We start from the raw sequence: 18,857 nt of genomic DNA, 5'->3' as shown, positions 1-18,857 counted from the left end.
AACTGGCCCAAAGGTATTGACGCCTTGTCGGCAAAGTTGTTTTATCCCCTAACAACCGGGAGGCAGCCGTGCCACATGTCCTTGTTGCCGGAGCGGGCCCCGTGGGCCTGACCACCGCCGTTCTGCTCGCCGAAGCAGGACACACCGTGGAAGTGTTCGAAGCCGGGAAAGAGATCAGCTCCCAGCCCAAGGCATCCACGTTCCATCCGCCCACCCTCGATCTGCTGCACCGCATCGGCATCACCGAACCACTGATCGAACAGGGCCTCAAGGCCCCCGTCTACCAGCACCGGGACCGCGAGCGCGGACTGGTGGCCAACTTCGACCACAAACACCTCGCCGACGACACCGGCTTCCCCTTCCGACTCCAGGCCGAGCAGCACAAACTGTGCGAACTGCTGCTGGAACGGCTGGGAGACAAGGTTCGCTTCCAACACACCGTGCGCGGGGTCACCCAGGACGCCGAACACGTCACGGTCACCGTCGAAGGTCCCGACGGGACCTCGGACATCCAGGGCGACTACCTCGTCGACGCGGGGGGTGCCCCCGGAGCCGTCCGGCAGTCGCTCGACATCGCCTTCGAGGGATTCACCTACGAGGACCGCTATCTGGTCCTCCTCACACCCTTCCCCTTCGAAGACCACCTGGACGGGTTGGAGAAGGTCAACTACATCTCCGACCCCGACCAGTACGTGGTGCTCCTGAGGGCGCCCGACGCCTGGCGGGTCCTCTTCCCCGTCAAGGAGGAGATCCGGGACCCCGAGGTCTGGGAGCAGATGCTCCAGGGGGTCGTCGCGAGTCCCGTCCCCTACGAGGTCGTCCACCACCAGCTCTACTTCATCCACCAGCGGGTCGCCGAACGGTTCAAGGAGGGGCGAGTGTTGTTGATCGGAGACGCGGCACATGTGAACAGCCCCATCGGCGGCATGGGGATGAACAACGGCATCCACGATGCGTTCTCGCTGGTCGAAGCACTGCCGCACGGTCTGGACGACTGGGCGGAGCAGCGCCGCAGGATCGCCCTGGACTATGTCAAGATCATCACCGATCGCAACGCCCGGGCACTGGGCGAGAAGGACCCGGCGCAGCGACTCGCGGCACAACAGGAGATGGCCGCCACCGCGGCCGACCCGGTGCGCGCCCGACAGTGGCTGCTCGACTCCTCCATGCTCAACGCCGTCCGCAAACAGGGGTTGCTCCAGTGACCGGCGTCGACGGGCAGGACCCGTCCACAGGACCCCGCTCCGGCGTTCTCCCGCTACGGATCGGCGAGCAGCGCTCCCGCCTCGCGGTGCTGGTCCCCTCGACGAACACGGTGGTGGAGGCCGAGTACATGGCGATGGCGCCCCGGGGCGTCACCCTCCACTCCGGTCGGATGATGGTCCCCGCACCCTCGGTGGCCAGCGACGGTGACACCACCCGACTGCTCGGCGACGTGCGCAAGGGGGTGCCGACCGCGCTGCGCTCGGTGATGACGTGCCGGCCCGACCGGGTCCTGCTCGGGATGTCCGCACCGACGTTCTACGGCGGGGTGGCGGGAGCGGAGGCGTACGAGGCCGACATCGCCGCACGGGCCGGTGTGCCCGCCATCGCCGGCTCCACGGCCTGCACGCTCGCACTCCGGGCCCTCGGTGCCCGCCGGATCTGCGTCCTGAGCCCCTACCGTCCCGTCAACGACCGCGAGGTCCGCGCCTACTTCACCGACGCCGGCTTTGAGATCGCCGGCTACCACACCCTCTTGTGCACATCGGCGCACCAGATCGCCGAAGTGGGCGAGGAGGCGATCGTGCCGGCGGTGGCCCGGCTGGCCCAGGCCCGTCCGGACGCCATCGTCCAGGTGGGCACCAACCTCTGGTTCGCCGCCCTGGCGGTGGAGCTGGAACGCCGGCTGGACATTCCGGTCGTCGCGATCAATGCCGCCACCCTGTGGGCTGGCCTACGGGCCACCGGGATCACCGATCGAGTCGAGGGCGCCGGCCGTCTGCTGGCGGAACACTGAAGGGAACGCCCCGCATGCCCACCACCGTAGTGAGTCCCATCGACGGACAGACGCTCGGCCATGTCGAGCAGTTGGACGCAGCCGCCGTCGACCTCGCGTACAGCACCGCGCGCAAGGCGTTGGAGGAGTGGCGCAAAGTTCCGTCCGAGCGCCGTGGCCGCATTCTGCTGAAGGTCGCGGACCTGTTGGAGGCGCGCGCCGAGGACTTCGCACAGACGGAGACCCTCAACACCGGAAAGCTGCTGAAGGACACCCGCCGGGAGGCCGGCCGGGCCGCGGCCTGCTTCGCCTACTACGGCGGGCTCGCGGACAAGGTCACCGGTGACACCCTTGACGTGGCGGGCCCGTTCCACACGTACACCAAGCGCGAGCCCTACGGGGTGGCCGTCGGGGTCATCCCGTGGAACGTGCCCTATGTCTTCGCGGCCAAGAAGATCGCCCCGGCGCTCGCCTTCGGCAATGTGAGCCTGCTGAAGCCGGCGGAGGAGACCCCGCTCACCGCGCTGATGCTCGCCGAGGTGCTGGCCGAGGCCGGACTGCCCGAGGGGATGGCCCAGGTCCTCACGGGCGGCGCCGAGACCGGGAAAGCGCTGGTGTCCGACCCGCGTGCCGATCTGATCGTCTTCACCGGCGCCGACTCCACCGGCCGGGTGATCGCCAAGGCCGCCGCGGAGAACCTGACGCCCGTCGCCATGGAACTCGGCGGCAAGTCACCGCAGATCGTCTTCGCGGACGCCGACCTCGACGCCGCGCTCGCCTCCGTACTCCTCGGTGCCTTCAGCGCCACCGGCCAGATGTGCATCGCCGGCTCCCGACTGCTGGTGCAGAGCGAGGTGTACGAGACCTTCGTGGCCAAACTGCGCACGGCCGTGGCCGGACTGCGCGTCGGCGACCCACGGGAGCACAGCACCCAGGTCGGACCGCAGGTCACCCCGGGGCAGCGGGACAAGACCCTGGACATGATCAGGCTCGGCCAGGACGAGGGCGCCACCCTTGCCGCCGACGCCCCCTACCCGGGCGCCGACTCGGGCGGCTTCTACGTACCGCCGACCCTCTTCACCGACGTCAACCCCGAGATGCGCATCATGCGGGAGGAGGTCTTCGGACCGGTCCTCGCGGTGATGCCGTTCGCCACCGAGGAGGAGGCCGTGGAACTGGCCCACGCCACCGACTTCGGGCTGGCCGCCGGGGTGTGGACCAAGGACCTCGGTCGCGCCCACCGCATGGCCAGCCGGCTGCGCGCCGGCACGATCTGGCTCAACACCTACCGGATGCTCTCCGACAGCGTCCCGTTCGGGGGCGTCGACCACTCGGGGTACGGCCGCGAAGGCGGCCCCGACGCGGTTCGCCTCTACACCTGGACCAAGAGCGTCTGGACGTCCACCGAACCCGGCATTCCGCCCGGCTACGACTTCTGAATCCGACGACTCCCCATCCCTTCTCCAAGGAGACCCTCCATGCTGATCGTCGTTGCGGGTGCGACCGGCCGTACCGGCCGCCGTCTCATACCGCTCCTGACCGCCGCCGGACACGGCACCAGGGCGCTGACCCGCTCGGCCGACCCCGTTCCGGGTGCCGAGTCCTACCCCCTTGACCTGGTCGCCGCATCCGCCGAGGACCTGGACGCGGCCGTATCGGGCGCCGGCGCCGTGGTGTGGCTGGCCGGCCCGGGCGGAGGCTCGGTCGAGTCCGCCGAAGCCCTCGACAACACCGCCGCGACCGCGCTGATGGACGCCTGCGTACGCCAGGGGGTGAAACGATTCGTCCTGGTGACGTCCAAGGGCACCAACAACCCCGAGCGCTCCCCGGACTTCCTCCGCCCCTATCTGGAGATCAAGGCCAAGGCCGAAGCGCACCTCGCGGGCAGCGGACTGGAGTGGACCGTGCTGCGCCCGGGCGGGCTCACCGATGACGAGCCCACCGGCAGGGTGGAACTCGGTGCGGCGCTGGGTCGGGGCAAGGTCGCCCGCGCCGACGTCGCCGCCGTGGTGGCCGAACTCCTCGGCCGGCATGACCAGACGGGCCGGGCGATCGAGGTCCTGGGCGGTGAGCTCGCACCCGCCGATGCGCTGAACGAGTTGACCCCCAAGGTGAACATCGTCGACTTCCTCTTCGACCTGAAGCGGCTCGGCCGGGTGCACCTGGCGGTCTTCGGCGGCTCCACCGGCGAGGCCATGGCCGAGGCCAAGGAGCACTTCACCAACTGGCAGGTCTCCGAGAACTACGTCAACTACTTCGACGGACCGGAACTGCACTTCTCGCGCAAGACCCGCTGGCGCCTGGAGTTCGGGGAGGGCCCCGGCCGGCACTCGGGCAAGACCGAGTACTGGGTCATGGTCCACAACGAGCGCGGTGAGGGCGTCTTCCGCTTCGGTCTGCTCCGGCCCGAGGGCTCCGATGAGCACGACCCCGAACTGGTCGCCGCGTACCACGTGTTCAGAGACCACTACTCCACCAAGTCGTAACGACTGCGGGGGCCGGGCGGCCTCGGTCGCCCCGGCCCCACCCAATCAGTTAGGTAACCTAACGGAAGTGAGGTTCCGTTGGTAGCCCACATGCTCCGCCGGGCAGCCGCCATGGCGGTGGTCCTTCTCATCGTCCTGACTCTCGTCTTCTTCCTGATGCGCATGGCGCCCGGGAGTCCGGCCTATCTGATCGTGGGCGCGGATGCCTCCCCGGCCGAGATCGCCAGCGTCGAGCGGGAACTCGGGCTCGACAAGCCACTGATGGTGCAGTACGCGACCGAACTCGGGCGCATACTCACCGGAGACCTCGGCGAATCGATCTTCACCGGAGACACCGTCTCCCATGAGCTGATGCTCAGACTGCCCATCACCCTCGAACTCACCATGGTTTCGCTGCTGTTCTGGATCCCCCTCGCCCTGATCGCAGGACGAGTGGCCGCAGCCCGCCGGGACACCCCGGTCGACGCGACCGTCCGGATCATCGGCAACCTCTCCATCGCGGTCCCCAGCTTCTGGCTCGGCGCACTGCTCGTCCTGCTCTTCGGGCTCTATCTGCCCGGAGTACTGCCCTCAAGCGGTTGGGTCGGTCTCGCCGAAGACCCCATGGGGCACCTGCGCTCCCTGGTCCTGCCCGCCTTCGTCCTCGGACTCGGCACCTTCGGCGTCACCGCCAACACCCTGCGGGTCTCGATGATCGAGTCCGTGCGCACCGACTACGTGCGGTTCGGCCACGCCATGGGCCTGCCGGAGCGGCGCATCAACCGCTCCCTGGCCTTCCGCAACTCCCTGCTCCCCACCACCGCGGTGGTGGGCCAGTTGGTCGGGGTGATGCTCAGCGGATCGGTTCTCATCGAGAACCTCTTCAACCTGCCGGGCATGGGGCGGCTCCTGGTCGACAGCATCCGCCGCCAGGACTACCCGCTCGCCGTCGGGGCGACGCTCTCGCTCGCCGTCTTCTTCCTGCTCGCGAATCTGATCGTCGACATCCTCTACGCGGCCCTGAACCCTCGCGTCCGGCAGAAATTCGCAGGTACCTGAGCCATGACCACGATCTCTCCCACCCGCGTACGAGTCGGCCGACGCCGCATCGTCGTCAAAGGCCGCCATGTCAAAGGGATGACGGTCATCGGAGTCGCCCTCGTCGCCAGCTATCTGCTCCTCGCGATCTTCGGTCCGATGCTCACCGTCGACCCGCTGGAGCGCACCGGCGACCCCCTGGCCGGACCCTCGGCCGCCCACTGGTTCGGCACCGACCACCTCGGACGCGATCTGCTCTCCCGGGTGGCGGCCGGAGCCCGGGTGTCCGTCCTGGTGGCCGTCATCAGCGTCGGCATCGGACTGGTCTTCGCCCTCCCGCTGGGCGTCTGCGCCGGGTACTTCGCCGGCCGCTGGCCCGACGAACTGATCATGCGCGTCTTCGAAGCCATCCAGACGGTTCCGCTGTTCGTCTTCGCCATGGTCGTCCTCGGCATCACCGGCGTCAGCTCCTTCCACCTGGGACCCATCGAGGTCAGCGCGGCCGGCAAGATCATCCTGCTGATCGCCATCGCCGCCACCCCCTACTTCGCCAGGGTCGCCCGTGCAGCCACCCTCGCGGAGATCCAGGAGGACTACATCTCGGCCCTGCGGCTCCTGGGGGTGTCCCGGCGCCGCGTGATCATGGACGAGTTGATGGTCAACGTGCTCCCGCCGGTCATCGTCCAGAGCTGTCTGTGGATGGCGGTCGCCGTGTTCGCCGAAGGAGCACTCGGCTTCCTGGGCGTGGGCGTACAACCGCCCACCCCCACGCTCGGCGGAGTCATCGCCGACGCCACCCGCTACATGATGGCCGGCGCCTGGTGGTACTGCGTCATGCCCGGTCTCGTCCTGCTGGTCGCCACCGTGGGCTTCGGCCTCCTCGGCGACGGCGCCAACGACCTGCTGGACCGAGGAGAGCGCTGATGAGGACCGTACCGCCGACCGTCGCCCACGTGCCGCGGGAGCCACGATGACGACCGAACCCCTCCTCGCCGTCCGTGACCTCGACGTCGTCTTCGACACCGCACGCGGCCAGGTCCCCGCCGTCCGCGGAGTGACGTTCGAACTGGCGGCGGGCGAAGTCTTCGGCCTGGTCGGAGAGTCGGGCAGCGGCAAGAGCACCGTCCTGTCGGCCATCATGCGGCTCCTGCCCGGCGTCGCCGTGACCCATGCCGCCCAGATGAGCTTCCAGGGCGCCGACCTGATGTCCATGAACGCCGCGCAACTGCGTGGCATCCGTGGCACCGGCATCGGACTCGTCCCGCAGCGGCCGATGACCTCGCTCAGCCCGGTCACCCCCCTGCGCAAACAACTGCGCTGGTTCCTCGGGGACATGCCGCAGTCCGAGATCGTCGAACTCCTCGACCAGGTCGGACTGCGCGCGGTCGCCGAACGGCTCGACGGCTACCCCTTCGAGTTCTCCGGCGGTCAGCTCCAACGCCTCCTGATCATGCTGGCGGCACTGGCGCGACGGCCGTCCCTGCTGCTCGCCGACGAACCCACCACCACCCTGGACGCCACCGTCCAGGCCCAGGTACTGCGACTGATCCTCGATCTGCGCGACCGCCTCGGGCTCGGAGTGGTCTTCGTCAGCCATGACCTCGGAGTGATCGCCCAGGTCTGCGACCGGGTCGGCGTGATGTACGCCGGACGCCTGGTCGAAGCCGCGCCCATCGGAGAACTCTTCGACAACCCCCGCCACCCCTACACCCAGGCGCTGCTCCGGGCGCTGCCCAGCCGCTACAAGCGCGGCGAACGCATCAAGGTGATCGAGGGGACCGCAGCCGGCGCCAACCGGCTGCCGGGCTGCGCCTTCGCCCCGCGGTGCCCGCGGGCCGAGGCCCGGTGCCGGGAGCAGGAGCCGGAGAACCGGACGGTCGGCGGCGCCCTGGTGCGCTGTCACTTCGCCGAGGACACGGCCGGTGCCGGTACGGCGAAGGAGGCGGCGGCATGACGATCGCCATCGAGGCCGAGGGGCTGACCAAGCACTTCTCCCTCAAGCAGGGGAAGGGTTCCGTTCCCTGGTTCAAGGCCCGCGGCATGAGGACCGTGCACGCCGTCGACGACGTCGGCTTCCGTGTCGCCACCGGTGAGACCCTCGCCATCATCGGGGAGTCCGGCTGCGGCAAGTCCACCGTCGCCAAACTGCTCCTCGGACTCACCGAACCCACCTCCGGCTCGATCACCATCGCGGGCGAGCGCCGCATCCAACTCGTCGCACAGAACCCCTGGTCGGCCCTGAACCGCCGCAAGACCATCGGGCACGCGCTCAACCAGCCCCTGCTGATCCACCGGCCCGACCTGGACAAGGAAGGGCGTACCGCACGCGTCCAGGAACTGCTGGACCTCACCGGACTGCCGTCGGACTTCCTGCTGCGCTACCCGGGCGACGTCAGCGGCGGCGAACTCCAACGCGTCACCATCGCCCGTGCGCTCGCCGCCCAACCCCGGGTGCTCGTCCTGGACGAGCCGACGGCGAGCCTCGACGTCAGCGTCAAGGCGAGCCTGGTCAACCTCCTCTGCGACCTGCGCGACGACCTCGGTCTGACCTACCTCCTGATCACCCACGAGATCGACGTGGCACGCCTGCTCGCCGACCAGGTGCTGGTGATGTACCTGGGCCACGTCGTGGAGTCGGGCGACGCCGACGCGGTCTTCGACAACCCCGTCCACCCCTACACCCGTTCGCTCCTCGACTCGGTACCGGTTCCCGACCCCCGCCGCCGCAAGGAACTCCTCCCTCTCGCAGGGGAGGTTCCGTCCGCGGTTGACCCACCGAGCGGTTGCCGGTTCCGCACCCGCTGTCCGCACGTCCTGCCGAAGTGCGCGGAGACCCGCCCCACTGCACGGGAATCCGGCGAAGGCCACCTCACCGCCTGCCATCTCACCGCATGGAGCCCGTCATGAACGCTCTGCCAGGCCACTCAAGACGCGATGTACTGCGCATCTCCTCAGCCGCCATCGCCGCCGCCGCCCTCTCCGGTTGTGCGGGCGCCGACGACACCGGTGGTTCCTCGTCGTCCGGTTCCTCCGGGACCCTCTCCGTCGGGCTCTTCGAAGTGCCGGTGGGATTCGCACCGCTCTACTCCAACTCCCAGAACGTCCGCTGGGTAACCGAGCCCGCCACCGACACCCTGCTCACCCACGACGCGTCCGGCAAGCTCGTCCCGCACCTGGCCGCAGCCCTGCCGGTCGCGGGCCCCGGGGGAGTGTCGTACACGATCCGACTGCGCAAGGGCGTGCGGTTCCACAACGGGGACGACCTCACGGCCGAGCACGTCGCGGCCAGCTTCAACTTCATCCCCGGCAGCCGGGGCAAGAGCCAGTTCCTGTCGCTGCTGGCGCCCTGGTTCAACAAGGCGGTGGTGGTCGACCCGCTGACCGTACGGCTGGAACTGCGGATGCCGTACGGCATCCTGCCGGACCAGTTGGCCCGCATCCCGATCAGCCACAAGGACTTCATCGCCGAGAAGGCCAAGCTGGTGGCGACCGGCCCGTTCCAGGTGGACAAGGTCGTCACCGGCCAGTCCATGCGGCTGACCAGGTTCGACGGCTACTGGGGGCCCAAGCCCAAGCTGTCGGCGATCGTGATGACATCGGTCCCCGACCCGTCCACCCGGTTGGTCAACCTCCGGGAGGGCAAGATCCACATCGCGACCGGGGTCCAGCCCGTCGACATCGCAGGCATCCAGCGTGACCGGTCCCTCAAGCTCCACGAGATCCAGGGCACCGGAGGCATCCGGGCCATGCTCAACATGACCCGCAAGCCGTTCAACAACCCCGACTTCCGCCGGGCACTGGCCTTCGCCATGGACCGCGAGGGCGTGCGCGAGGCCGTCTTCCACGGTGAGGCGGAGATCGCCCAGGGCCCGCTGGGACCCAACGTCGTCGGCTACGAAGCCGGCTATGCGCCCTACCCCGCCAAGGCCGACCTCACCCAGGCACGGGAACTGCTGGAGAAGTCGGGCGTCTCCAAGAGCACCACCTTCAAGATCATGGTGTCGACCAGCGGCGCGGCCCGGGACATCGCCCAGGTCTTCGCCGAGAACTGGGGCAGGCTCGGCATCAAGGTCACCCTGGACGTCGCCGACCCGGCCAACTGGAACCGCCGCTGGCTGATCCGGGACTACGACATGTCCCTCACCGTCCAGGAGTACGGACTGGTCGGCGGCTCCATGCCGCTCTCCCAGTTCACCGTCTACCGGGCGGCGTCCAGACAGAACCCCGGCTACCGCAACGGCGCCTTCGACCGCGACTTCGGCCGTCTGTTCGCCACGTCCAACGAGGCCGAGCGCGCCCAGCTGGCGAGCAAGCTCAACCGGATCCTCACCGAGGAGGCCATCGAGCTGCCCCCCGTCTACCCCAAGCTCCTCGTCGCCCAGCGCGCGGAGGTCAGCGGCCTGGATGTGAACGCGCTGCTCCTCGGCCGGTTGAACCTGCGGGGCGTCAGCATCTCAAGCCGTTAAGGAGAACAGGAGAATCGATCATGTTGGGACTCAACGATCAACCCGTCACGGGCACGGACCGTGCCTATCTCGACTTCTACCTCGGACTGCGGATCGGCTGGGCGAAGCTCCACCACCCCTTGCTCGACGCCTTCGACGAGCGCGCCAAGGAGTGGGAGGCTGAGCACGGCCACGCCCCCGAGGAGACCACCGAGATAGGGGAGGTCATCGAGGAATCCGCCCTCTTCCGGTACTTCATGTACCTCCAGCGGCACACGCAGCTGCTGATGAAGTACGGCCCGCGCGGCACCCACGCCTATATCGAGGGTCACCGGGCCGAACTGGAGGAGCGGATCGCCGGCATCGAGTCACTGGAACTCGATCCCGAGCTGGAGATGCCCGCCTACTACGCCGACACCGACTACCACCTGGAGAAGGGCGGCTACTGGCAGGACGATCTGGACGGTCCTGTCTACGACTTCGGCACCCGCATCCACTTCGCGGGCCTGGAGAACGTCGGCTCGATCCACCGGGCGAAGACGGAAGCCCTCCCCAAGGGTCCGTACCGTCGGATCATCGACCTGGGCTGCGGCACCGGTGACGGCACCTTCGGCCTGGCGGAGACCTTCCCCGACGCGGAGGTCATCGGCGTCGACCTGGCGGCGCCCTTCCTGAAGTGGGCCCACCTCAAGGCCGCGGACCGCAATCTGCCCATCACGTTCGTGCAGAAGGACGCCGCGGAGACCGGGTACGAGTCGGGCTCCTTCCAGCTCGCCACCTCGACGATGATCTTCCACGAGATGCCGGCTGAGCACATCGCCGCGATCATCCGGGAGAGCTTCCGGCTGCTGGAGCCCGGTGGACAGTTCGCCATCTACACCGCCGGTGAACTGCCCACCACCTACGGCCTGTTCATGATGGACTGGCACGCTCACATCAACAACGAGCCCTTCATGTCCGACTTCTTCCGGGCGGACCTGGAGAAGCCCCTCATCGACGCGGGTTACGAAGACGTCGTCACGACCGTCGTGGACGCGTTCAAGCACGGTGACAAGAAGGCGTACGGATCCGCCGCTCCCCCCGACCCGCGTCGGGCACGTGCAGGTGGTTGGCGTCTGGTCACGGGAAGGAAGCCGGCATGAAGCAAGCACCCAAGATCATCGACGGACAGATGGTCTTCTTCGAGGACCCCGCCGTCGACAAGCTCCTCGGCATGGTTCTGGCCCTTGCAGGCGAGACCTATGTGCTGCGCGACCGGGTCCGCGTACTGGAGCAGCTGCTGACGGACGGCGGCACCCTGCCCGAGGGCGCGGCCGAGGAGTACGTGATCCCCGCGGAGGCGGAGCCGGCCTGGCGCACCGACCGGGACGCCTTCTTCGACCGTCTCCTCGGTCCGCTGGCCGCCGACCTCATGGGCCCGGAGGCCACCCTCAAGGCCGACGCCGTCGTCAAGGCGACCGCGGCCAACAAGGCGGCTGCCTCGTGACCACTCCCGCCTGGCTGGAGCGCGAGCCGTCACAGACCGACGGGTCGATCCTCTGGCGCACCAGCATGATCACCATCCGCTCCACCGATCAGCCGAGGGCGGTGCGCTGGTACCGCAACGTCCTGGGCTTCAAGTTGGAGTTCGACATCCCCATCCGCGTCCCCAACCGGCCGTTCCGCATGGCCGTCCTGGTCGGCCCGGACAACCGGCGGATCGAGATCACCGGTCGCGGGGTGCCCAGCAAGGAACCCGTCGACGTGTGGGACACCCCCGTCTCGGTCACCTATCAGGTGGAGGACCTGGCCGCGACCAGGACCCATCTGGAGGCCATGGGAGTTCCGTACTTCACCCCGGAGTTCAAGGGGCAGTACGGAATGCTCCTGACGATCCTCGACCCCGACAACAACATCATCAAGATCCAGGCACCCAACGACCGGTGCGTCAAGGAGCAGAACCTCGAAGACGCGAACAACCCGCGCTACCTGGACGAACCCAAGTACGTACCCGACCCGGAGGTGAGCGATGGCTGAGCAGACGACGACCCGTCCGCGCCCCCCACTGCCCGAAGGCTGGAAGCCGACGCTTCTGTCCCTGCGCCTGGCGAAGAAGCACCCCAAGATCTCCCGCGCCATCATCAAGTGGGAGATGAACCGGGCGCCGAAGGCCACCGGTCCCGGTGATCTGTCGGATCTGCTGGCACCCGGACAGGACCGGCCGGCCGACTTCCCGTCCTACTACGTCTCCAACCCGGTGCACCACATGAACGGACTGCACTGGATGCACCCGTCCATGGGCTACCGGCTGGAGCGCATGGCGGAGGACTTCCCGCTCGGCAAGCGCGAGCAGATCCAGTGGTGGGTGGAGAGCCAGGTACTGGACCGAGGGGTGCGCCCCCGGCGGATCCTGGAGGTCGGCGCCGGCACCGGGGCGACCGCCTTCGTCTACGCCCAGGTCTTCCCCGACGCCGAAGTGATCGGGATCGACCTCTCCCCGTCGGTGCTGCGCTGGGCGCGCAAGCGGGCGAAGGAGTTGGGCATCGACAACGTCAGCTTCTACCACATGGACTCCGGCGACCTCTCGCACTTCGACGACGGCAGCTTCGACGTGGTCCACGAGTCGCACCTGCTCCACGAGATGCCGACGTACCAGATCGAACGGACCGTCCACGAGATGGTGCGGGTCTGCAAACCGGGCGGGTTCCTGGGCTTCTTCGACTGGGCCATCCCCGAGAACGACCGGGACTGGCGTCAGCGCGAAGGCATGGTCCGCAACAACGTCGAGCCGTTCATGCTCGACTACTCCCGGGCCAACCACCCGGCGATCCTGGAGGAGTTGGGCTGTGAGGAGATCGTGATGGTGGAGCGTCACAGCCAATCGGCCAGCTGGCGAGCCGTCAAGGGTAACCTCGGTTAGGTGGCGGACAACGGTGAGGGCGCGTTCCTCGGGTCGGAGAACCACCTCAGCGGGCTTCTGACGCTGACCTCACGGCTCATACAGGACCGTCTATCGGTCGCGCTGCGGCCCCTGGGCGTCACGTACGCCCAGGCCGCGGCGCTGGTCCGACTGTGGCGTTCGCCCGACGGGCGGATGTTGCAGAACGACTTCGTCACCTCGCTCGCGCTCGCCCGACCGTCGGGGACCTTGCTCCTCGCCGATCTGGAGCGGGCCGGTCTGGTGGCCCGTTCCCCGGATCCCACCGACGGCCGTCGCCAGGTGATCACCCTGACCCCGCGGGGGCGGGACCTGGAAGCATCGGTGTTCGCGGTGATCTCGGGGCTCCAACGGGAAATCGAGGAGATCGCGGGCGGGGAGGACCTCGCCACCACCATGCGGGTGCTGACCAGGGTGCTGTCCTGGTTGGAGCCTGCGGTCCTGGCGGCACTGCCCGCCCGGGACCGCGATGTCTACACCCGCTGAGCAAGGAGTCGCGGTCTTCCCCCGGTCGTCGGTCGGCCGGGGGAAACCGCTCCCACCCGCCCACGAACGGCCCCGTGTCACTCTCCGGGGCGGGCGCCGGCCGTCCGCAGGGACGCGACCGCCCGTGCCGTGTCCTCTGCAACGAGGTCCTGGTGGAGGGCGATCGCGGCGGCCGAACCCATTCCGGCGGCCGTCACCACCTGGGCCCTTCGATCGGCCACATTGCCCACCGCCCAGACGCCGTCGGCACTGGTTCGCCCGGAGTCGTCGGTGACCACCCAGCCCTCGCCGTCCACCGCACATCCCAGAGCGGTGAGCAGCCCGCCCCGCGGCACCATCCGCGGCTGTACGAAGACGGCGTCCCGCGCCACCACCCGCCCATCCGCGAGCTCGACGCCCACCAACACGTCCTCGTCCAGCACCAGTTGCTTGACGGAACCTTCGACGATCCGCACTCCCCGCGCGGTCAACTGCATCCGCTCCTCCTCGCCCATTTCCAGCCCATGGGCGAACAGGACGACATCGTGCGACCACTCGGGCAGCAGCAGCGCCTGATGGACGGCCGTCGCACCGGTCGCGATCACGCCGAGCGGCTGATCGCGCACCTCGTAGCCGTGGCAGTACGGGCAGTGCAGCACATCGCGGCCCCAGCGCGCGACGACGCCGGGAACATCGGGCAGCTCATCGCGGAGCCCGGTGGCGATCAGAACCCGACGCGCCTCCAGGGCGGCGCCCCCTTCCAGCCGTACCGAGAACCCGGGCTCGATGTGGTCGACCCGGGCATCGATCAGATCCACCCCGTACCCGGCGACCTCGGCCCGACCCACCTCCAGCAGGGCGGCGGGTGGCATTCCGTCCCGGGAGAGGAAGCCCTGCATATGGGCGGCGGGGGCATTGCGCGGTTCGCCCGCGTCGATCACCGCGACCCGACGCCGGGCCCGCCCGAGCACCAGCGCCGCATTGAGCCCGCCGGCCCCGCCACCGACCACCACCACGTCGTACACCGAGCCGTCCGCCATCGCCGTCTCCTTCCGGTCGTCCACCGTTCTGTCGCCAGCGTGCGGACTCTGGTGCTCGGATGACAACGTTTGTTGCTGTTTTCGGGACGACGGTGTGCAATGGAAGGCGTGGAGCACTCATCTGCCATCGCCAGGGCACTGACCGAGGTGGGCCCCCGGCTCAAGAAGCTGCGTACGGAGCGCGGGGTCACGCTGGCCGCGCTCTCGGAGGCCACGGGCATCTCCAAGAGCACCCTGTCCCGGCTGGAATCCGGCCAGCGGCGCCCGAGCCTGGAACTGCTGTTGCCCATCGCCCAGGCGCATCAGGTGCCCCTGGACGAGCTGGTCGGTGCCCCCGAGGTCGGCGATCCCCGCGTACGGATCACCCCTCAGCGGGTCCACGGTTCCATCGTCCTGCCCCTGACCCGGCACCCCGGCCCGCTCCAGGCGTTCAAGATGGTCATCCCCACCTCCCGCAGCACGCCGGAGCTGACCACCCACGAGGGGTACGAGTGGCTGTACGTCCTCTCCGGGCAGCTCCGGCTGCTCCTGGCCGAACACGACCTGCTGATGGGCGCGGGCGAGGCGGCCGAGTTCGACACCCGGGTCCCCCACTGGTTCGGCAGCACCGGCGAGCACCCGGTGGAGGTGCTGAGCCTCTTCGGCCGCCAGGGCGAGCGGGTCCACGTCCGCGCCCGCCCTTCGGGCGGCACCCACACGAAGACCTAGCGATTCGGGCTCCCGGCCCGGCACCGCCCCGCCCGGCGGGGCGCGGGAACGGTGTTGCCTGCGATCGACGGTCGAGGACCGGTCAGCCCTTGTAGGCGCCGACGATCCGGGAGAACTCGTACGGCGACTGCGGGACGTTGGTGCACAGGGACAGGTTTCCGGTGCAGGCGTTGCGGTCGCGGGTGACGTCCCAGAACGCGATCATGCCGAGCTTCTTGCTCTGTGCGAACGCCACCAGTTGCCGTGCGTCGGCCTGGTCGTAGATCTGGTGGTCGTCGTTCTCGCCAATCATCGGTGTGACCCCGACCATGGCCCAGAGCTGGGCGTCGGTGCGGTTCGGGTAGAGCGACTTCAACTGTGTGACGGTCGCCTGGGCGGCTTGGACGGCTGCGTCGCCGTAGTCGATGACCATGAAGTAGTCCATCGTCATCACATTGACCACGTCCAGCGCGACGCCCGCGTCACGGGCCGACGTCACCACGGACAGACCCGTCTGCGTGAGTCCCGAAGGGGTGACGGGCAGGGTGAGGGAGATGCGGAGCCCGGGGTGCGCCTGTTGGAGTCGGGCGAGCGCGGCCGAGCGGCGTGCGATGGAAACGGGATCGTTGACGGCCGCGCCTTCGATGTCGAAGTCCACGTACCGCAGGCCGTACTGCCTGACCACCGCGTCATACTCGGTGAACAGCGCGTCCACCGATTCGCAGTTCTGGGCGAGTTCCCTACCGCCCGCACCCCCGAAGGTGACCTTCACGTCTCCACCGGCGGCCCGGAGGGCATCGATGTTGCCCTGGGCCCATCCGGAGCGTGGATCGTAGTAGTTGAACCACATCGCCTTGCAGGTCGGTGATGTGATCGCGCCCAGACTGAAGTTCTTCAGTCCGCTGTCCGAGGCCAGGGTGCTCAGATTCGGAGTGGGCCAGGCACCCATGTCCACGTACGGTGCGGTGGGCAGGGTGCGCGTCGGGCTCAGGTCCCCGGTGGTCCCCGTGACGGCATGGCTCAGGGCCGACCGGTTGCCGGCCAGGTCCCTCGCGACCAGTTGGAACATATAGGCGGTGGTGGGCTGGAGCCCGGTCACACGGTAGGAGGTGACGCCGGTCAGGGCGGCGCGTCGGACGCCGTCGACGTAGATCTCGTAGTCCACCACCGGGCTGCGGTCGTCGACCGACGCCGTCCAGTTGAGGGTGAGCGCCCCGTCCTCGACCTCGGTGACGTGGACACCGGTGGGGACCGTGGGGGGCGTGATGTCCGCGTCCCCTTCACAGGGCCCGCCCTTGTTGACCACGCACTGCCCGGGTACCCCGCTGCCCTGGGCCACCCATCCGAAGGTGGTGGAGGCCCCCGGGGCGAGCGAGCCGTTGTAGCTGACGCTGCGGAAGCTGTATCGGTTCCCGCTGCGGGTGAGTTGGGAGTCCCAGTGGGTGGAGACGGTCGTGTCCACGGGCAGGGAGAACTCGACGCTCCAACTGTCCAACGCCGTACGGCTGTGATTCTTGATCGTGTACGTGCCCTGGTAGCCGCTCTCCCAGGAGGAGGTCTTGCGGAACTCTGCCGTCACCAGCACCAAGGGGCTGGTGGCGGAGGCGGGTGGGGCGCCTAACAGGGTGAGGACTCCGAGGACGGTGGCGACCAACGACGCCAATGGTCTTCGCATTGCTGCCTCCCAAACGGGGAACGAGCGCGAGCCGTACCGGTCGATGCGGCGGTTTGGTCTATACCAAAGCCGTCTGCCTTGACTATCGGTCGTGGGCTCACCGAGTCAAGATGAAAGACCGCCCGGCTCACGTCCGCGCCGCCGCCTCGTCGGATTCCCCCGGATTTGGCCCGCCCCCTTCTGTGGGCCGTCGGCTTCTGCACGCACGAGCGGCGACGGCACCCGATCGTGATCCCGGACCGGCGTTACGGCCGCACTTGTTGCTCGTTCACCGACCATGAAGAAGATCATCACTCTGACGGTTGTCGCCCTGGCCGGCCTGGCCGCCGCGACCCCCGCCCACGCGGACAACGACAGCAACTTCGGCGGCGGCGTCAACGCGGCCAACAACTGGAACTTCACCGCAGCCGCGGTCTGCCTCCAGGAGGTCGCTGTCGTCCCCGTGCTGGGTGACTACGTATCCGATCACGTCAACAACTGCAGCAACGGCAACGTGATCGACCACGCCGGCAAGTAACACCCCGCACCACCACACCCGCCCCCACCCCAACGCCCTGACCGGCACACGATGCGCCGGCCTGCGCATCCACTGTCGATGCACGGCCGGCGCATCGTCGGGACCTCGGGCGCGTTCCGGGCGGTTGTTGTACGGGATGGTGGCCGGCGCCGGGGCGGTCCTAGCGGGTTGGTGGGGTGAATCGGTTGCAGGACGCGCCGAGCGAGTGAGTGAAGCCGATATCAGATCGGCTTTTTTGTCCTCATATCACGTAGAGATACAGGTCAAGCGGGCGCTGAAGAGATCACCCCGTTCTGCCTCAGGTCACCCAATCGACCCATTTCGGCGGGGTCGTCGGGATCGTTGGCTCGGCGTGACACCACTGAAATGCGATGCCCCACCCGTCCGTGACCTCTCCGCTCTCGCTCCGTCTCTGGGCGGGACCCCGTCCATGCGGAGCCACAAGATCATTCAGGAGGTGAGTGATCCGAACATCGTCAGGCTCCAGCCTCCGCCGTTCTGTGCCGACATCCTGGCCGACTTCCTGGCCAGGCTGGAGAACATCAGGGAGGACTTCCGCACTCGCTTCGAAGGATGTCCCCCGACGGCGCATTCGGTGGCGGTCCGCGCGGATGAGGATAAACGCGAGTCGGTGCGGCATGTATGACCCGCCGGACCCCTATGACGGTGGGTATCCCCAGGTGGGGCCGGACGACTGGTATCGGGACGGCGGGCGCAGGGCCGAGGAGGAGCTGACGCATCCTCAGGATCTGTACCAGCCCTATCTACACGACCACGACATCGGACAGCCGTCGTTGGATTGGGACGACGAGTTGACCCTCTTGTTGCGGACCACTCCTGCACCCCCTCCGCCCGCTCCCGCTGTTCCCCGGCCGCGCTCCCACAGTCGGCGCAAGGTGCGCGAGCCGCGCAAGCCCATCGTTTGGCCGAGCGGGACACGGCTGTTGAGCGCGATCATCGCCATGATGACCGCCTTCCTGATGACCGCGGTCGGGATGCTCAGTGCCTTGGTCTCCTATGACCCCCTGCGCTACTTGGCGCTGGTGGGCGTCCCGGACGAGTTGGCGCGCGGATGGCCGTTCCTGGTCTTCGGGCCGTGGTTGGTGGCCTGTCTGTCCATCCTCCGTGCCGCGATGCATCGACGGCAGGCCCTGCATGCGTGGTTGATCGTCGTGTGCTTCACCGGCGTCGCGATGGTGTTGTGCATCGCCCATGCCGCGAAGACGGTCCCCGGTGTGTCGGTGGCGGCCATTCCACCGGTTGCGGCGCTCGCCTGCTTCCACCAGTTCATCCGCCAGGTCACGCTCACTCATCCCCGGCACGCCCGAGTCCGCTCCGAGGCCGCGCACCGGGCCCGATCCGCCGTCGAGGGAATGCGGAGGAATCGGCGTACCGACGCCTGACCGCGCGGGCCCGACGGTTCGGGCCAGGTCATCGGTGCTCGGCGACGCTGCTGGGGCGTTGGGGTGCCGTGCGGAGCGGTCCCCCGGCGGCCAACGGCCCGCCGGAGGGTGATCCGGTCGTGCCGGTCTTGTCGATCATGATGTGTTGAACGACGTAGGCCCGCTCTGGTCACACCCGTGATCAGGATCTGTCGAAATCTGCGGGCCGATGCGGTGCTCGATCGCGC

20 protein-coding genes are annotated in these 18,857 nt (G+C 68.4%); 18 read left to right on the top strand and 2 right to left on the bottom strand.

The annotated features are described in order from the left end of the window. The first annotated feature begins 68 nt into the window (after positions 1 to 68). The 14 genes from ABZ348_RS13495 (at position 69) to ABZ348_RS13430 (ending at position 13,329) form a co-directional block, all read left to right on the top strand. A complete protein-coding gene (locus ABZ348_RS13495) occupies positions 69 to 1,205 on the top strand; it encodes an FAD-dependent monooxygenase (protein ID WP_358932459.1) in 1,137 nt (378 codons plus the stop codon). Further along, positions 1,202 to 1,999 (top strand): hypothetical protein, encoded by a 798-nt coding sequence (locus tag ABZ348_RS13490; RefSeq protein WP_358932457.1) that lies wholly within the window; start codon positions 1,202 to 1,204, stop codon positions 1,997 to 1,999. The genes ABZ348_RS13495 and ABZ348_RS13490 overlap by 4 nt, the downstream gene beginning before the upstream one ends. A gap of 14 nt (positions 2,000 to 2,013) precedes the next feature. Continuing rightward, on the top strand, positions 2,014 to 3,417 hold the full coding sequence (locus ABZ348_RS13485; RefSeq protein ID WP_358932455.1) for an aldehyde dehydrogenase family protein: 1,404 nt from the start codon (positions 2,014 to 2,016) through the stop codon (positions 3,415 to 3,417). Between the two features lie 39 nt (positions 3,418 to 3,456). Beyond that, positions 3,457 to 4,464 carry an SDR family oxidoreductase gene (locus tag ABZ348_RS13480; RefSeq protein ID WP_358932454.1) on the top strand — a complete coding sequence of 336 codons (1,008 nt, stop codon included), beginning with the start codon at positions 3,457 to 3,459 and terminating at the stop codon, positions 4,462 to 4,464. Positions 4,465 to 4,554: 90 nt separating this feature from the next. Beyond that, complete coding sequence (locus ABZ348_RS13475; RefSeq protein WP_358878967.1) at positions 4,555 to 5,502, top strand: ABC transporter permease; 948 nt, start codon at positions 4,555 to 4,557, stop codon at positions 5,500 to 5,502. A gap of 3 nt (positions 5,503 to 5,505) precedes the next feature. Further along, entirely contained in the window at positions 5,506 to 6,405 is a 900-nt protein-coding gene (locus ABZ348_RS13470) for an ABC transporter permease (RefSeq protein ID WP_358932452.1), read from the top strand. A 46-nt stretch (positions 6,406 to 6,451) separates the two neighbouring features. Next, on the top strand, positions 6,452 to 7,435 hold the full coding sequence (locus ABZ348_RS13465; protein WP_358932450.1) for an ABC transporter ATP-binding protein: 984 nt from the start codon (positions 6,452 to 6,454) through the stop codon (positions 7,433 to 7,435). Next, positions 7,432 to 8,388 carry an ABC transporter ATP-binding protein gene (locus tag ABZ348_RS13460; protein ID WP_358932448.1) on the top strand — a complete coding sequence of 319 codons (957 nt, stop codon included), beginning with the start codon at positions 7,432 to 7,434 and terminating at the stop codon, positions 8,386 to 8,388. Before ABZ348_RS13465 ends, ABZ348_RS13460 begins: the two co-directional genes overlap by 4 nt. Beyond that, complete coding sequence (locus ABZ348_RS13455) at positions 8,385 to 9,947, top strand: ABC transporter substrate-binding protein (protein ID WP_358932446.1); 1,563 nt, start codon at positions 8,385 to 8,387, stop codon at positions 9,945 to 9,947. Before ABZ348_RS13460 ends, ABZ348_RS13455 begins: the two co-directional genes overlap by 4 nt. A 20-nt stretch (positions 9,948 to 9,967) precedes the next feature. Further along, positions 9,968 to 11,068, top strand: coding sequence for a class I SAM-dependent methyltransferase (locus ABZ348_RS13450; RefSeq protein ID WP_358932444.1), 1,101 nt, complete (start codon positions 9,968 to 9,970; stop codon positions 11,066 to 11,068). Then, positions 11,065 to 11,412, top strand: a complete 348-nt coding sequence (locus ABZ348_RS13445; protein WP_358932442.1) for a hypothetical protein — start codon at positions 11,065 to 11,067, stop codon at positions 11,410 to 11,412. The genes ABZ348_RS13450 and ABZ348_RS13445 overlap by 4 nt, the downstream gene beginning before the upstream one ends. Further along, positions 11,409 to 11,942, top strand: a complete 534-nt coding sequence (locus tag ABZ348_RS13440) for a VOC family protein (RefSeq protein WP_358932440.1) — start codon at positions 11,409 to 11,411, stop codon at positions 11,940 to 11,942. Before ABZ348_RS13445 ends, ABZ348_RS13440 begins: the two co-directional genes overlap by 4 nt. Beyond that, on the top strand, positions 11,935 to 12,825 hold the full coding sequence (locus ABZ348_RS13435; protein WP_358932438.1) for a class I SAM-dependent methyltransferase: 891 nt from the start codon (positions 11,935 to 11,937) through the stop codon (positions 12,823 to 12,825). Before ABZ348_RS13440 ends, ABZ348_RS13435 begins: the two co-directional genes overlap by 8 nt. After that, entirely contained in the window at positions 12,826 to 13,329 is a 504-nt protein-coding gene (locus ABZ348_RS13430) for a MarR family transcriptional regulator (protein WP_358932436.1), read from the top strand. 77 nt (positions 13,330 to 13,406) lie between these two features. On the opposite strand, the gene ABZ348_RS13425 is transcribed toward ABZ348_RS13430, so the two are convergent. Beyond that, on the bottom strand, positions 13,407 to 14,348 hold the full coding sequence (locus ABZ348_RS13425) for an NAD(P)/FAD-dependent oxidoreductase (protein ID WP_358932434.1): 942 nt from the start codon (positions 14,346 to 14,348) through the stop codon (positions 13,407 to 13,409). A 108-nt stretch (positions 14,349 to 14,456) separates the two neighbouring features. On the opposite strand from ABZ348_RS13425, the gene ABZ348_RS13420 reads away from it, so the two are divergent. Further along, the gene (locus ABZ348_RS13420; RefSeq protein WP_358932432.1) at positions 14,457 to 15,056 is read left to right on the top strand and encodes an XRE family transcriptional regulator; all 600 of its coding nucleotides are present in this window, start codon (positions 14,457 to 14,459) and stop codon (positions 15,054 to 15,056) included. Between the two features lie 82 nt (positions 15,057 to 15,138). Here the strand turns inward: ABZ348_RS13420 and ABZ348_RS13415 are convergent, their stop codons facing one another. Beyond that, positions 15,139 to 16,710 (bottom strand): cellulose binding domain-containing protein, encoded by a 1,572-nt coding sequence (locus tag ABZ348_RS13415; RefSeq protein ID WP_358932430.1) that lies wholly within the window; start codon positions 16,708 to 16,710, stop codon positions 15,139 to 15,141. Positions 16,711 to 16,987: 277 nt separating this feature from the next. On the opposite strand from ABZ348_RS13415, the gene ABZ348_RS13410 reads away from it, so the two are divergent. From ABZ348_RS13410 to ABZ348_RS13400, 3 genes are all read left to right on the top strand, one after another. Further along, on the top strand, positions 16,988 to 17,227 hold the full coding sequence (locus ABZ348_RS13410; protein ID WP_358932428.1) for a hypothetical protein: 240 nt from the start codon (positions 16,988 to 16,990) through the stop codon (positions 17,225 to 17,227). A gap of 457 nt (positions 17,228 to 17,684) precedes the next feature. Further along, positions 17,685 to 17,873 (top strand): hypothetical protein, encoded by a 189-nt coding sequence (locus ABZ348_RS13405; RefSeq protein ID WP_358932426.1) that lies wholly within the window; start codon positions 17,685 to 17,687, stop codon positions 17,871 to 17,873. Then, positions 17,866 to 18,630: a DUF2637 domain-containing protein gene (locus ABZ348_RS13400; protein WP_358932425.1), complete on the top strand. Its 765-nt coding sequence runs from the start codon at positions 17,866 to 17,868 to the stop codon at positions 18,628 to 18,630. The genes ABZ348_RS13405 and ABZ348_RS13400 overlap by 8 nt, the downstream gene beginning before the upstream one ends. Positions 18,631 to 18,857: the final 227 nt, after the last annotated feature.

Source organism: Streptomyces sp. NPDC005963 (genome assembly GCF_040638655.1).
In the GTDB taxonomy this organism is placed as follows: Bacteria; Actinomycetota; Actinomycetes; order Streptomycetales; family Streptomycetaceae; genus Streptomyces.
Note: the sequence above shows the minus strand (reverse complement) of the source record. Positions and strands in the feature narration are given on the sequence as shown.

Excerpts from the sequence above, each read along its gene's own strand:
- ABZ348_RS13410 (WP_358932428.1), top strand. The coding sequence starts at position 16,988 with ATGAAGAAGATCATCACTCTGACGGTTGTCGCCCTGGCCGGCCTGGCC.
- ABZ348_RS13465 (WP_358932450.1), top strand. The coding sequence starts at position 6,452 with ATGACGACCGAACCCCTCCTCGCCGTCCGTGACCTCGACGTCGTCTTC.
- ABZ348_RS13445 (WP_358932442.1), top strand. The coding sequence starts at position 11,065 with ATGAAGCAAGCACCCAAGATCATCGACGGACAGATGGTCTTCTTCGAG.
- ABZ348_RS13415 (WP_358932430.1), bottom strand. The coding sequence starts at position 16,710 with ATGCGAAGACCATTGGCGTCGTTGGTCGCCACCGTCCTCGGAGTCCTC.
- ABZ348_RS13460 (WP_358932448.1), top strand. The coding sequence starts at position 7,432 with ATGACGATCGCCATCGAGGCCGAGGGGCTGACCAAGCACTTCTCCCTC.
- ABZ348_RS13475 (WP_358878967.1), top strand. The coding sequence starts at position 4,555 with ATGCTCCGCCGGGCAGCCGCCATGGCGGTGGTCCTTCTCATCGTCCTG.
- ABZ348_RS13480 (WP_358932454.1), top strand. The coding sequence starts at position 3,457 with ATGCTGATCGTCGTTGCGGGTGCGACCGGCCGTACCGGCCGCCGTCTC.
- ABZ348_RS13435 (WP_358932438.1), top strand. The coding sequence starts at position 11,935 with ATGGCTGAGCAGACGACGACCCGTCCGCGCCCCCCACTGCCCGAAGGC.
- ABZ348_RS13450 (WP_358932444.1), top strand. The coding sequence starts at position 9,968 with ATGTTGGGACTCAACGATCAACCCGTCACGGGCACGGACCGTGCCTAT.
- ABZ348_RS13470 (WP_358932452.1), top strand. The coding sequence starts at position 5,506 with ATGACCACGATCTCTCCCACCCGCGTACGAGTCGGCCGACGCCGCATC.
- ABZ348_RS13425 (WP_358932434.1), bottom strand. The coding sequence starts at position 14,348 with ATGGCGGACGGCTCGGTGTACGACGTGGTGGTGGTCGGTGGCGGGGCC.
- ABZ348_RS13400 (WP_358932425.1), top strand. The coding sequence starts at position 17,866 with ATGTATGACCCGCCGGACCCCTATGACGGTGGGTATCCCCAGGTGGGG.
- ABZ348_RS13455 (WP_358932446.1), top strand. The coding sequence starts at position 8,385 with ATGAACGCTCTGCCAGGCCACTCAAGACGCGATGTACTGCGCATCTCC.
- ABZ348_RS13485 (WP_358932455.1), top strand. The coding sequence starts at position 2,014 with ATGCCCACCACCGTAGTGAGTCCCATCGACGGACAGACGCTCGGCCAT.